General features: G+C 60.0%; 14 protein-coding genes. 7 read left to right on the forward strand and 7 right to left on the reverse strand.

The features are described 5' to 3' along the window. Positions 1–610 precede the first annotated feature (610 nt). From C487_RS16740 to C487_RS16760, 7 genes are all read right to left on the reverse strand, one after another. A complete protein-coding gene (locus tag C487_RS16740; protein ID WP_006187014.1) occupies positions 611–805 on the reverse strand; it encodes a hypothetical protein in 195 nt (64 codons plus the stop codon). A gap of 24 nt (positions 806–829) precedes the next feature. Next, positions 830–982: a TFIIB-type zinc finger domain-containing protein gene (locus C487_RS19810; protein ID WP_083864650.1), complete on the reverse strand. Its 153-nt coding sequence runs from the start codon at positions 980–982 to the stop codon at positions 830–832. Next, positions 979–1,674, reverse strand: a complete 696-nt coding sequence (locus C487_RS16745; protein ID WP_006187015.1) for a GNAT family N-acetyltransferase — start codon at positions 1,672–1,674, stop codon at positions 979–981. The genes C487_RS19810 and C487_RS16745 overlap by 4 nt, the downstream gene beginning before the upstream one ends. Before the next feature lie 150 nt (positions 1,675–1,824). Further along, positions 1,825–2,745: a hypothetical protein gene (locus C487_RS16750; protein ID WP_006187016.1), complete on the reverse strand. Its 921-nt coding sequence runs from the start codon at positions 2,743–2,745 to the stop codon at positions 1,825–1,827. After that, positions 2,742–4,007: a bifunctional DNA primase/polymerase gene (locus C487_RS16755; protein ID WP_006187017.1), complete on the reverse strand. Its 1,266-nt coding sequence runs from the start codon at positions 4,005–4,007 to the stop codon at positions 2,742–2,744. The genes C487_RS16750 and C487_RS16755 overlap by 4 nt, the downstream gene beginning before the upstream one ends. After that, positions 4,007–4,165 (reverse strand): hypothetical protein, encoded by a 159-nt coding sequence (locus C487_RS21130; protein ID WP_006187018.1) that lies wholly within the window; start codon positions 4,163–4,165, stop codon positions 4,007–4,009. The genes C487_RS16755 and C487_RS21130 overlap by 1 nt, the downstream gene beginning before the upstream one ends. Positions 4,166–4,291: 126 nt before the next feature. Further along, positions 4,292–4,519 (reverse strand): hypothetical protein, encoded by a 228-nt coding sequence (locus tag C487_RS16760; RefSeq protein WP_006187019.1) that lies wholly within the window; start codon positions 4,517–4,519, stop codon positions 4,292–4,294. Positions 4,520–4,683: 164 nt separating this feature from the next. Here C487_RS16760 and C487_RS16765 point away from each other — a divergent pair, with 164 nt between their 5' ends. From C487_RS16765 to C487_RS20715, 7 genes are all read left to right on the forward strand, one after another. Further along, the gene (locus C487_RS16765) at positions 4,684–5,076 is read left to right on the forward strand and encodes a hypothetical protein (protein ID WP_241431101.1); all 393 of its coding nucleotides are present in this window, start codon (positions 4,684–4,686) and stop codon (positions 5,074–5,076) included. Further along, positions 5,077–5,427, forward strand: a complete 351-nt coding sequence (locus C487_RS16770) for a hypothetical protein (RefSeq protein WP_006187021.1) — start codon at positions 5,077–5,079, stop codon at positions 5,425–5,427. A gap of 4 nt (positions 5,428–5,431) precedes the next feature. Further along, on the forward strand, positions 5,432–6,274 hold the full coding sequence (locus C487_RS16775; protein ID WP_006187022.1) for a hypothetical protein: 843 nt from the start codon (positions 5,432–5,434) through the stop codon (positions 6,272–6,274). 2 nt (positions 6,275–6,276) lie between these two features. Then, positions 6,277–8,919 carry an outer membrane protein assembly factor BamB family protein gene (locus tag C487_RS16780; RefSeq protein ID WP_083864652.1) on the forward strand — a complete coding sequence of 881 codons (2,643 nt, stop codon included), beginning with the start codon at positions 6,277–6,279 and terminating at the stop codon, positions 8,917–8,919. Between the two features lie 107 nt (positions 8,920–9,026). Continuing rightward, complete coding sequence (locus tag C487_RS16785) at positions 9,027–9,641, forward strand: hypothetical protein (protein ID WP_006187024.1); 615 nt, start codon at positions 9,027–9,029, stop codon at positions 9,639–9,641. Further along, on the forward strand, positions 9,638–10,525 hold the full coding sequence (locus tag C487_RS16790; RefSeq protein ID WP_006187025.1) for a hypothetical protein: 888 nt from the start codon (positions 9,638–9,640) through the stop codon (positions 10,523–10,525). Before C487_RS16785 ends, C487_RS16790 begins: the two co-directional genes overlap by 4 nt. After that, positions 10,518–11,726, forward strand: a complete 1,209-nt coding sequence (locus C487_RS20715; RefSeq protein ID WP_006187026.1) for a hypothetical protein — start codon at positions 10,518–10,520, stop codon at positions 11,724–11,726. Before C487_RS16790 ends, C487_RS20715 begins: the two co-directional genes overlap by 8 nt. The last annotated feature ends 394 nt before the right edge of the window (positions 11,727–12,120 follow it).

A 12,120-nucleotide genomic window follows, 5' to 3' on the forward strand; every position in this document is an offset into this window, starting at 1 on the left:
GATGTGTATAAGAGACAGATCTGGTACTATAGCAGTAGTATCTGTTTGGTTATGTGTCACCGATCCGGTGGTTTCCGCAGTGTGTCTCCCTACGTATGTGTCTTGAAACTGGTAGCTCGGGCCTACTCCCCACTCCCTTACCTGTCCGGTTTCCGATCGCTTCCTCGAGTGGTGGACCTCCGGCCCACCACTCGACTCCGCTCTCTCCCCTCCTATCCCCGCTATCCCCTCGCTGTCCCGTGGTTTCCCTCACCTACTCCCTCCCCCCTCGGCCCGCTCGGGAGCCCTCCGCGCTCCCTCTCGAGCCTCACTCTCTGCCCATTCCTCTCCCATCTCTGTCATCCCTCGCGCCCCCTCTGTACCCCTCGAGCCCCCAACCCCGATCCCCATCAGCTCACCATCTTCGCTCTGCCGCCTCTCTGCTCTCTCCCACTCAACCCACCGCTCAGCCCCTCTCCCGCCCGTCTCCTACCGCTCCCCGACTCGACCACACAGCCCTCGAGTCCCCTCCGCTACCCGATCCCTATACACCCTATGCCGCTTTACGAAAATTGGAAATTTCGATGAACGCTACTTCCCTATCTCCGGCCTCGAGACTGTAGAAATCAGGCTATCGCCAAATACCGTATCGGCGCTGATCGTAGACCGCGATCGACGCGAGCATCCCCAACGACCCCACCAGCAGCCACAGCAGCACGCTCAGTGTCTCGCCGAGCAGTGCTCTGGTCTGGAGACCGGTCGCAAGCGCCAGCCCACAGACCGCCACGAACGGCAGCACAGCGATTGCGTAGTCAGAGCCAGCCACAGGAACCCCTCGTTTTCGTCGGAATCATCCCTCCGAATCCTCCGGTGCAGTAAGGTCCGAAACCGGTTCCTCGAAGATGAACTTCGATTTGAATCTGTGGCCGCGAATACAAACGCGAGTGCCGTCCTCCCACCCGAGTCGAACGAGGCCGCCACAGACGGGACACTGTTCGCTCATCGGCTCAGTCCCACCGTAGCCGCTAAATCGTCGATCGGCAGGTCACGAGCCCACAACACGGCTTCGCACTCGCAGGTCGCATCGTCGCTGGGCCACACGCCACAGTCCGGACAGGCGTCTCGAGACTCCGCGTAATGATCCGGGAAGCGCTGGATCGGAACGAAGTCGTAGCGGTCAAACAGCGGGCGACTCGTGCGTCCCTCGCGTCGTTCCCAGCCCCACGCGACGACCATGTCCGCGCCCTGGGCCTGTGCCCACTCGAGGCGCTTGCGAAAGAGGGCGCGACCGATGCCAAGACCCCGCCATGCCGGATCAACGAGACCGAACCACAGCATCGCGTTCAGGTCGCCAGCCAACGCCGCCCGCTCGAATCGGCCCTCCGGGAGTTGCTCGACCATTGTGTCGTGATCGAGCAGTTCGACGAGACCGCCACCAATGTCGACCGAGGTTCCGTCGGGTCGCTCCTGGGTCGCAATCACGCCGAGGGCCGGTCGGGCCGGGTCGTCCTCGTCGTCCCACCCGGCAATCTGATACGGCCCGTAGGGGAGGTGATTTGACTCGTACTCGACGCCGAAGTAGTGATGCCAGCGCCGGACGAGGTAGAACGCATCCTCGCGGCCGTCGGCCTCGCGAACGTGCCAGATCGTCGGGTTCGGTCGGGTCGTCGCGCTCGAGGTGTTCGGTGCGATCATCGGTCCTCTGGGTCCTCGATGTACTCGAGCGGGTTATCCAGTTCGTGCGGCTCTACGGGCTGTATGCCTCGCATATGCGAACAGTCCCGAAGAAAAGCCATTTAAACTGCGTCGACAGGCAGGGGTAGAGAGAAAGAGAGACGCCGCCGATTACTCGACATCCACCTTGCTGACTCGGCGACCATCGATCGTCAGATGGGCTTCGCCGTCGCCCTGCTCGAGGCCATACTCAGGCGTCCCACCACGATACTCACCGCCGACTTGTTCGGCGACCGCGGGACCGGCTGCTGAGGATCCATAGACACCGGCCACATCACCCGACTCGTCGCGGACCACGTTGACCGGCGTCGAACTGTCGTTTGCGACATCCGGCTCGTTCGCAGGAGTAACGGTTTCGCTGACCGCTTGGATCTGCGCTCGTTTGTAAGCGGACTCGCTCGGCGCGCCGATCTCTCGCGAAGCCTCGCGGGCCACCTCGTCGACGCGGTCGCTCGAGTCGGCCAGCCCGCTCCCAGCGCTCATGTCCCGTGTGGTCGATTCGACATCCTCGCGGAACACGGGCTCGGAGGATCGGCGCAGATCAGTATCAGGCGATTGAACGACGTCTTCGACGGTGACAATGTCGTCGGCGAGATCTTGGGGGTCGGCCCCGCGGATCTCTTTGTCCATGCCCGAGACCATGGCTTCGGCGTCCGCTCGCGTCAGGGGCCGGTCGCGCTCGATCGCGGCCTCGAAGTCCTCGGTCGTCGCAACACGGTCCGACACCGAATTCAGCACATCCGATTGCCGATCGCCCATTCCAAACTCATCGACGGCCGACGTAATCGCATTGAGCTCACCCGCCGTCGGGAGTTCGCCCGAGGCTTCGATCGCCTGAATGATGCGTTCCTCGGTGACGATCGAGTTCGAAATGCTTTGAGCGTGCTCCCGCGTCACTCGCCCATCGCTCACCGACCGAAGGTCGTTCAGGACCTCCTCAACAGTTGTCGAGTCATCGCTGACTTGCGAGTCGACGATCCGTCTGACAGCATCTGGATGGTCCGTGATATCGGTTTTCCCGGATTGGCTCATTCACATCCACCCCGATGGATGTACCGCGTTTCACCCGCGAACGGGATCTTTTTTGCCTCGGATTCTTTGATTGCCTCCCCACAGCCATTACAGCGCACGTGATCCTCCGGGAGGTCGTCTTTGACCGAGATTTCGTCGCCCGCCGTATCGTCTACGGGTTCATCGACATCGGCCAGATCCTGGTCGATGAGATCGATGATTGTCTCGGCGTCGACGGTCGCGATCGTGGTGTCGTTCACGATCCGATACGTCCCGCGTTCGGGGTCGCAGCACAGTTCACAGCCGCCGGGTTCGCCGGCCGTGTGATCGCCCGTATCACAGCCGTACTCGGACAGTTGTGAACCGGGACCGACGACGTAGCGAGTACCGACCCAGAGGTCGCCCCAACTCAGTGCTTGGGTCCCCCACGCGCCGCCGAGTCGGTCGGCGATCTTCTCTTTGTTCTCACAGTAGAGGTAGATGTGACGCTGGGAGTCGTCGCCGTGGGGACTCGTCACTTCGAACGTGTCCGGGATTTCGATTTCGTCCTCGGGGAACTCGTCGGGATAATCGAGGTCCAACGCAAGCAGCCCCTCGTTGCGCTCTGCGAACTCGACGCCGTAGTTCCCTTTCAGTTCGGAGACGGGAACCGGCTCTCGGGGACTATCGTACGGGTTTTTCTTCCCGAATCTGAGGCGGATGAAGATGTCGTTTGGGTCGCGTCCGATCTCCTCGAATCGGTCGATCAGCCGCTGAATCTCCGGCGGTGGCCCCGCTCCGTAGCCCCACTCGCGACTCGGGTCGATTCCGGGCTCTCGTTTCATCCGTCCCATATCTTGACCGTCGTCGCCTCGGTCCGTGATCTCGCGCTCGAGTAGGAGCTGGGGATCGACGTCGTCGGTAGCAGAAACCAGCAGTGGGCTGGCATCCGCCGCCGAGCCCCGGTTGAGATTCGTCGTCGAGCGGGCGAGCAGTTGGGTCAGCACGTCCGCGACGCCGGATTCGTGAGGCACTGCGAGTCCGTTGCCCGTCAGTTTCAACGAGTCGGCCTCGAAGTCCGCGACGACCGTCCGCAGATCGAAGACTGGAATGTCCATATCCGGGCCGTCATCGATCTGGTCCCACGTCGTGCTCCGAGCCACGACCGCGTAGATCGTCTCGCCCTCCCGACGCGTGACTGCGAGGCCGTGGATCTGGTCGTCCTCGTGGATCAGTTCCTCGAGTCGCTCCCGGACAGCGATCCTTTCGGCGGCGCGATCGCCGCCGTCGGCGGCTCGAGCCATTAGTCGGCCCCCGAGTTGGATCCGGGGGCGTCGACTGTCGTCTCCGTCTGTTCTTCGATCAGGTCCCGGACGACGTCGTCGTAGGTGTCCCCGCGGCTTTTCAGGTCGTGCAGTGCGTCCGCCGTCTCCTCGTACAGTTCGATCGTCGTCTTTCCCATTCTGGTTCTTACTATAGTAGCCATAGTCTTATGCGTTTGGGTGGTTCGTATGGATGTGACTCGAGGCGGCGCTGTTGCTGGTCGGTAGGAAAACGGAAGAACGTGCAGAGGGCCGGCGTCAGCGAGTTAGTCGCCGCCAGCGACGAGCGGGCGTTTGTCGGGTTCCTTCGGCGGGATCGTCGCCGAAAGCTCGCCCGATTCGGTCAGCGTGACGATCACGCTCTCGCCAGCGAGTTCCTCTTTCGAGTAGCCGAGTGCTTTGACCCCATCTACCGGAATGGAGACATGAATTGAGTTCCCGTGAATGGAGAGATCTCGAATCCCACCAGCGAGAACTTCATCGGAGGCTGACATTGTTCTCACTACGAAATTTATCCATATAAATCCTAGGAATGTACGTACAGCGTTGGAACAACGTGGGTACATTCCGGGCTGTAATGTTCTCTACGCACGAGCCACATATCTAGCGTAGTTGATGCTACGCTCGCCCCAGTGAGCGAGGTCACTGATATACATCAATGAAAAAGAAAATGCTGCTTTCCGTCCTGCTGGCAGTCTTCGCTGTCGGCATGGCGGTGTCAGTCGGTATTGTCGTCGCCGAGTTGGATCTCGGCAACGGAAACGTGTATGACATCGCCGAGTTCGCGATTCCGATTGCGTTCCTGACATTGGCTGCCGGGATTTTGATCGCTGGCCGCAGTCCGGACTCAATTCGGAATTGGGAACTCGTTCTCGTCGCCGTCCCGATGCTCGTGCTCGGGGGGCTGTTCCTCGAGGTCGAGTTCATGGTTCGGCTCATCGAGGACGAACATCCCTGGACCGGGCTGATCGCACTCGGGACTGGGTTCTTCGCGTACTGGATGATGGCCTTCGGTGGCCCACGCAGTACCAGTGGGGGAGGCGGATCGTAGATGATCGACCGTCGCGACATCGTCATTATCGCGGGCGGGACGCTGTTCGTCAGTGTCATGGCGCTCTACGGCATGATCGACTTCGAACTCGCAGGCTACTCGACTACCGATGTCGGGTTCATTACGGCTTCGGTGTCGTGGATTATCGGCTACGTCTACTGCGAGGGCGATACGTGGGATGAGGCGGGCTACCTGTCGAAAATCGTCATGGGACTCTCGTGGATCCTCCTCCTTGGTATGGAGTTCACGACTCAGGTCCCCAACCTAATCGATGCGTTGCCGCTCGGTGCCTGGATTCCCGTCCTGATCCACATGTTCAGCTACTACAGAACCGGCGTCTACGAGGGATAAAACAATGAAATTCATCAACATCAACAGCGGTACGATTCGGAGCGGCATCGTGGCGACACTAACTCTCATGCTCGCGGTGAGCATGATCGCAGGCGGCGCAGCGGCACAGATCGATCGGTCGAACGGCTATGTCGCGAACGACACGACCGTCGATGCGGACGGTCCGACGACTGTCGACGTCGATCTGACGGCAGCAACCGATACCTCGCTGGATACGGACCCGCTCGAAGTGACGACCTACGTGGTCGACGGTGACGGCAATGTAGTCGACAACCAGACGGCGTCGCTCAATTCGGAGGGAACGGCGACCCACTCCTACGACGTTGATCGTGGCAGCTACGATGTGGAAGTCGTGACCGCGAATCAAACGCGGGCCGATTCAATGCTGTCCTCGAGTTCGTTTACGACGACCGAGGATCGAAACAGTGCGGCCGAGGTCACTAACAAAACCGTCGAAGTGACGGGAAGTACTGAGCTCATCTACTCGGATCTCTCGGTCGACTCGAACGCCTCGAGCAATGCCTCGATTACGGTCGACCTGCTCGACGGGAACGACTCGACGGTCGCCTTCGATACGGTCAGCGTCGCGCCCAACGAGAGTGGGTCCGTCGAGTTCGACGTGACTGAGGACGAGCTGAACCTCAGCGAGGGGAACTACACCGTCGAAGTCTACACGACTGATTCGACGACCGCAGACTACGTGACCGCCGATATCGGCACCGAAAGCGAATCGATCCTCGCCCCGATCACGTCCGGATCGACTGCTGGCATCCCCAACTGGGGGATCGCCGCTGGGGCAATCGTGCTCATCGGCGGAGGTGTCGTCTACATGCGCCGGAGGGACTGAGCATGTCGGCACGAAGTGGCCCCGATAGCGCAGATAGCCCCCACCCCGATTCGAGTGACCACGACCCGGAGCCCGGCTGTTCGCTCTCTCGGCGACAGGCCATGCAGGCGATGGGTGCGGCGCTCGCGGTCGGTGCGGGGGCGACCGCCTCGAGCGGATCCGCGACGGCCCAAGATAGTGCGGCTGAGGGAGTCCTCTATGGCGTGGCGAGTCCCGCACTCGGGGCCGCGGCACTCGCGAAGGGGGTCGCAGATTGGGAGGATGATCTGAATACTGACGTTTCTGCAGACGAGACAATCATTCACTCGCAGTCGGTTTCCGAAAAAGAGAGCTACGACGCTCATGACGTTGTTTTCGGAAACTACCTCAAGGATATGAACACCGTCGCCTCGCTCGAGGCGCGGAATGCGATTGCGAATGCGTGGCAAGATAACCTCAATTCTTCCGAGGCGTATCAGGCCGCGCTCGAGGCAGTCCGATCCTACTACGCGCAACGTGAAAAGAACCACTGGGAAGTGGTCAACAAGGCGCTCGTACAGCATTCGCACTCGACGAATACGATCCTCGCGGCGGACGGAATTACCGACGACTTCCTGTCGTTCTTCGTCGATAATAGCTCGAATACGGCGACGGACCTCGAGAAAGCGATCATCACTCCCGACCGCGTCGAGACGACGATCACGCTCCATAACGGCGACGAGCATACCATGGAGTCGCCGGAGTTCCACATCCAGACAACCGACGGAACGAACGAGTTCAAGGGTCCGCTCGGCGAGTTCCTCGATTCCTGGGATTCCAGCAACGAGCAATTCACTGTCCAGTGTGACGATACGTCGAACACATGGACGACGAACCTCCGGGCAACAGTTCAGAGCGTCGGTGATCCGACCGACGGCGGACTCGCGTCTCGGACGGTCTTCGACGCAACCGACGTGATGGCGATCGTCGACGAGATCACGTCCCAGAGCGACCGAGTGACTGGTAACTACTCCGAGTCGTTCGTCAGCGATCTCTACGCGGAGTTGGACGCTGGCAACATCGAGCCGTCGGATATCCGCGGTGCGGAGGGTCAGGTCCGGTTCATGGCCGGGACCGACGACATCTCGAGCGATGCGTATCGAATCTCGATGCTCCAGACGCTCGACATGGAGCAGGCGGACTTGAGTAAAACTGCGTCGATGACGGTCACTTACGACGGGTTCTCGGCCGCCGAAAATGTCCAAAATCAGGCAGAAAATAGAAAACAAACGTACTCGGAACAGGTTTCCGATACGTATCGGGGAATGCTGTTCGCTCGCGACATCCCCGACAGTGGCCTCGAAACGGGACTGTCGTATGCTGTCGGCAGGCTCCCGCGCTTGCTGTTCGTTGGGAATACCAGCCCGTCAGTAACCGCGATAGACGCGGTCACTCACGAAGAAGTCTGGTCCGCACCCGGATTTTCTGGAAACATCAAAGAGCGGTACCTTGCCGTCTCTCCAGACAGAACACGGGTTGCGGTTACTGATAACTCGTCGGTCGCGCTGCTCGATGCCGCATCCGGCCAAGAACTCTGGACCACGTCACTCTCGGCTTACGCTGTCGAAATCTATCAGGATGACAGTAACTCGTTCGTGCTCGCAACTGATGACACGAACTGTGTTTGCTTCGACCTCGAGACGGGCGAGCAACAGTGGTCGCTCGGTCTGTCGTCCGACACCGCCCGAGGTGTCGATCCGGCTCCCTCGAAGGGAGTCGCCTTCGTTCAGTACGGGAACACGAACGTCGCTCAAATCGACGTTTCTGATGGCTCGTTCGTCACAGACGACTCTGGGGATGTCGTCCAGTGGACTGCCGCTAACAACCCTCGCGCTATCGCGTATAACGCCAAGAACGACGTGCTCGCCTTGTCGTGCCAGTCCACGGCGTTGCAGGTCTTAGATGCGAGCGACGGGTCGGAAGTGTTCAACCAGTCGCACAGCGGGAATGCCGACACTGCTGAGACGTGGGGCGACTACGCGGCATTCGGAGCCGACGGGTCCGCAACTGTTGTCGATCTCTCCTCGATGGAAGAACTCTGGTCCGTGGACACGGGGAACAACCCGAGATTCGATCCGTCTCAAAATCTCGTTTGGGTTGGTGACATGGATACAGACACGGTTTTCGGCTACGATCTCGATTCCGGAACTGAACAAACCTCGTTCAGCCACGTATCGGCACTTGCGCTCGAGCGGCCACAGGTTGAGGATCCGATGGTCCGCCATGCGGTTATGTACGACGCCGAGGATGGGGAAGAAATCCCGTTCTACAGCGGAACATTCACGATCGACTCGATGACGGACTCGGAGGGTAACGAGGTCGAGACGACCGGCGAGGACTGGGGCGAGCCGCAGTACGACAGCTACGACTCGAGCGAGTTCGTCAAGCAGATGGAGGACACAGAAGACTATCAGATCAACGAGGCGTGGGCCGACGACGACAGTTCAATCGGGATTCCCGGCGTCGGCGGCGATGGCGGGGATTTCATCGATTGGGTCATGAATCAGCTCGGTCTCGATATCGGTCTCGGACCGCTCAGCCGACTCGGAGATAAAATCGCCGGGATTCCGGTCTGGATCCTCGGACTCGGTGGGGCTGCCGTCCTCGCAACCGGAGGTGACGACTAATGTGGTGGGTCTTGGCGCAGTACCTGCCCTTCGGCTACGCAGGCCGGTTCCTGCTGTGGCTCGTCGTCCTCTACGGCGGCTATATCATCGCTGCGGGGGCGATATAGATGGACTCGAAACGAGTCCTCGTCGTCGGTCTCGTCCTCATCCTCGCCATTTCCGGGGCCCTTGTTACGGGGGTAACAGCATCTGTGGCTCAGGATGGCGATCGCGGGGCTGAGACTGACTCGGCGACCACGGACGGCTCCAAGAGCGACGGGAACGAAACCCAGTCCGTCGCGATGGAACTCGATCCGAATACGCGGATTCTCGATTACCGATACTATTCGGAGAATGAAACACTCGAGGTTGATATCGAAAACCGCGGCGACACGCGCGAGCGGGTGATTCTTGTCGAGCGGACCGAAGCCGGATCGGAGTCGTTTGTATTCGAGCAGCGGACGATCCGCGGCGGCGAGACATCGACGATCGTGCTCGAGGGAGTGAAAGATCGCGGCGGCGACGATGCCGTGCTCGTGGCGTCCGAAACTGGGCTGGAGAATCAGGACGCCGAGTGGATCCCGACCGGCGAAGCGTGGTGGCCGTGGGCGGGTGAAATGGCGACGTGGGCGTTCGCCCGGATCGCCGGACTCGGTGGCGCGATTGGCGCGACATCCTTCGGCGTGTTCTACGGCTGGCACGAATACGCAGATAGCAGTAACAAAAGCGAGGATGCGCTATGATCCGAGATTTTGACCCGTCAGAAACCGGACCGATCGATCTGGCCGACCAGACCATCGATGCCGTGCGGCAGCGACCGGTGTGGCAGCCGATTCTGGCGTTCGCACTCGCAGCCGGGATCTGGTTTTATTTCGATCTCTCGGTGCCGGTCGAACTGTGGATCCTACTGTTCTCGGCGATCGGTGGCGTCGCCGTCGCAGCATTCCCGATCAAGAAGGTCATCGACTGGCTTCGGACCGACGACGACGAGATCCTCGAAGCAGTCGACCCGCGAGACGGCCAGAAGCAGATCAAGGCCCTCTCGCCGGATCGGTTCGCGAATCTCGTCGTGATCGACCAATCCGGTCGCGTGCGCGACACGGACTACCTCTACGACGAGTCGATCAACGGCCGGCAGACCTACGAGTGTGATTACTACCTCGAGGAATCGAACATCGCCGTTGCAAGTTGGATGGCCGGTGCTTCGAACAGCGACCTCCGGCGGCACAAACGCGGCGTCGACGCGATCAAGCGCCGACTGTCGATAGAGGCCGAACGCTCGCTCGACGAGCTGATCGAAGCGCCCGAAGCGATCCGGCAACAGGGATCGGCGGCGGTCAACCGAATCGTCCAGATTGCAGAGGGCGAACGCTCGCCCGGTGACGAGGGGTCGGTTGCAGAGACGATGACCGATATCGTCGAGAACGAGCAGGATAACGTCGACTCGATTCTCGAGGACCGGACAATCGGCGATCTCGAAGACGAGATCAAGCAGTTGCGAGACTCGACCTCGATCGAGGTCGACGACGTCCGCGATGAGGAGAGTAGCGGAAGTAGCGGCGAAGCGGCCGATGTGGATCCGATGAGTCGAACGATCGATAAACACACGGAGGACTCCGATGAGTAAAAGCCAGCAACCCGACGAGACACAGCACGATTTGCGCGGCCCGATGCGCGAGTTGCGGGAATACGCTCGCGACGAGTTAGACGTCCCGCACTCGGACGTGAAACGCGTCGCCGGGCTCGTTGAGGACGAGGAAGTCCTTGATTTCCTCATGTTCGCCGAGGCCGTCTACGAGCCGATCGGCGATATGCCACTGGATTTCTGGGATACGGAGTTGGCCCAGGAAATTCTCAGCAATCAGGCAACGCGCACGGCTGCGAAAGCGGTCAAGAACGGCGACCAAGCGACGACGGCCTACCTGACCGGGATTCCCAGCTACGATAGCGATATCTCCGGGATGAAGGCGATCAACACGTTGTGCGACTGGTTGCTCCACTCCGAGCAGTGTAAGGTGATCTACGCAGCGGCACTTATGGGCAGCGGCAAGACTGATTTTTCGCTGCTATTACTAGAGGTAATAGAAGATCACTATCGACGTGTCCAGAAAACGGCCGATGTTGATGTGCCGACGCCAGAGTTCGCGACGAACTTCTACGCCGAACCACCGGACCACGTCGATGCAGAAGTTCACGAGTTCCACAACTACGAGCGATTCCTCGAGTGGGCCGAAAAGGGCTCGAGCGATGATGAGCGGTGGTTCATATTCGACGAGGCATCGACGGAACTGACTGCTCAATCGGGCGCGAACGCACAAGACGTCGCCGAAGTGTTCGCCCCATTTGTCAAGAAGATGAGAAAGATGGGGATCAACATGATCGTGATCGGCCACGATCGTGGCGACGTTCATCCGGCGATTCGATCGCTTGCATCCTTTATCGACAAAACCGGCTTGAAGACGGCTGAGATTTACGAGGGAATCAAGCAGCGCAAACCCTACGGTCACACGCTCAGCATCTCGGGCATTCCAGAGACAGGTTGGAATTTCAAGACCGACGACGTCGCCGAGTGGGAATGGGGCGACGCGCTCGAGGACGAAACGAGCGAGGACGACCTCGCCGATCGCGATGATCTGGTTTCTCAGGACGAGTGGCGCGAGTGGCGCAACCAGACGATCGCCGCGACGTACCACGGCACCGATCTCTCGCAGAACGATGTCGCCAGCGCCTTCGGTGTTGCACAGTCGCTCGTCTCGACAATCGTCAACGAGTACGAGGATATGTCGGTCCAACCGGCACCGAAGACGCCAGAAGCATCTGCTGACTAACATGATAGAGCAAAACCCACAATCGCAAGACGACGGCGCGATCACCGACTATCAATCATCAGGGGAGGCCGGCCAACGCGTACGAGCGCGCGAGCGCGCGAACGACGACGATTCGGCAGAGGCCACCACACCGGACGAGACATACCGGAATCGTGAATGGCTCCACGCCGAATATGTCGGTAATGAGCGGCCGATAACAGAAATTGCGTCGCAACTTGACGTATCGCCATCGACGATTCAGAACTGGTTAGATCGCCACGATATCGAGACTCGAGATCAATCCGTTTCCCGATCGGACGGTGATATCGAGAAGCTGCAAAATGAATCGTGGCTCGAGACCCAGTACGTTGAGCGCGAGTCATCAATCTGCGAGATCGGGGCCGAACTCAACGTG

The organism is Natrinema pallidum DSM 3751 (assembly GCF_000337615.1).
In the GTDB taxonomy this organism is placed as follows: domain Archaea; phylum Halobacteriota; class Halobacteria; order Halobacteriales; family Natrialbaceae; genus Natrinema; species Natrinema pallidum.

What these genes read in the sequence shown, in the direction of transcription:
- C487_RS19810 (WP_083864650.1), bottom strand. Translation starts at nt 982, where the DNA reads ATGAGCGAACAGTGTCCCGTCTGTGGCGGCCTCGTTCGACTCGGGTGG.
- C487_RS16745 (WP_006187015.1), bottom strand. Translation starts at nt 1,674, where the DNA reads ATGATCGCACCGAACACCTCGAGCGCGACGACCCGACCGAACCCGACG.
- C487_RS16750 (WP_006187016.1), bottom strand. Translation starts at nt 2,745, where the DNA reads ATGAGCCAATCCGGGAAAACCGATATCACGGACCATCCAGATGCTGTC.
- C487_RS16755 (WP_006187017.1), bottom strand. Translation starts at nt 4,007, where the DNA reads ATGGCTCGAGCCGCCGACGGCGGCGATCGCGCCGCCGAAAGGATCGCT.
- C487_RS21130 (WP_006187018.1), bottom strand. Translation starts at nt 4,165, where the DNA reads ATGGGAAAGACGACGATCGAACTGTACGAGGAGACGGCGGACGCACTG.
- C487_RS16760 (WP_006187019.1), bottom strand. Translation starts at nt 4,519, where the DNA reads ATGTCAGCCTCCGATGAAGTTCTCGCTGGTGGGATTCGAGATCTCTCC.
- C487_RS16765 (WP_241431101.1), top strand. Translation starts at nt 4,684, where the DNA reads ATGAAAAAGAAAATGCTGCTTTCCGTCCTGCTGGCAGTCTTCGCTGTC.
- C487_RS16770 (WP_006187021.1), top strand. Translation starts at nt 5,077, where the DNA reads ATGATCGACCGTCGCGACATCGTCATTATCGCGGGCGGGACGCTGTTC.
- C487_RS16775 (WP_006187022.1), top strand. Translation starts at nt 5,432, where the DNA reads ATGAAATTCATCAACATCAACAGCGGTACGATTCGGAGCGGCATCGTG.
- C487_RS16780 (WP_083864652.1), top strand. Translation starts at nt 6,277, where the DNA reads ATGTCGGCACGAAGTGGCCCCGATAGCGCAGATAGCCCCCACCCCGAT.
- C487_RS16785 (WP_006187024.1), top strand. Translation starts at nt 9,027, where the DNA reads ATGGACTCGAAACGAGTCCTCGTCGTCGGTCTCGTCCTCATCCTCGCC.
- C487_RS16790 (WP_006187025.1), top strand. Translation starts at nt 9,638, where the DNA reads ATGATCCGAGATTTTGACCCGTCAGAAACCGGACCGATCGATCTGGCC.
- C487_RS20715 (WP_006187026.1), top strand. Translation starts at nt 10,518, where the DNA reads ATGAGTAAAAGCCAGCAACCCGACGAGACACAGCACGATTTGCGCGGC.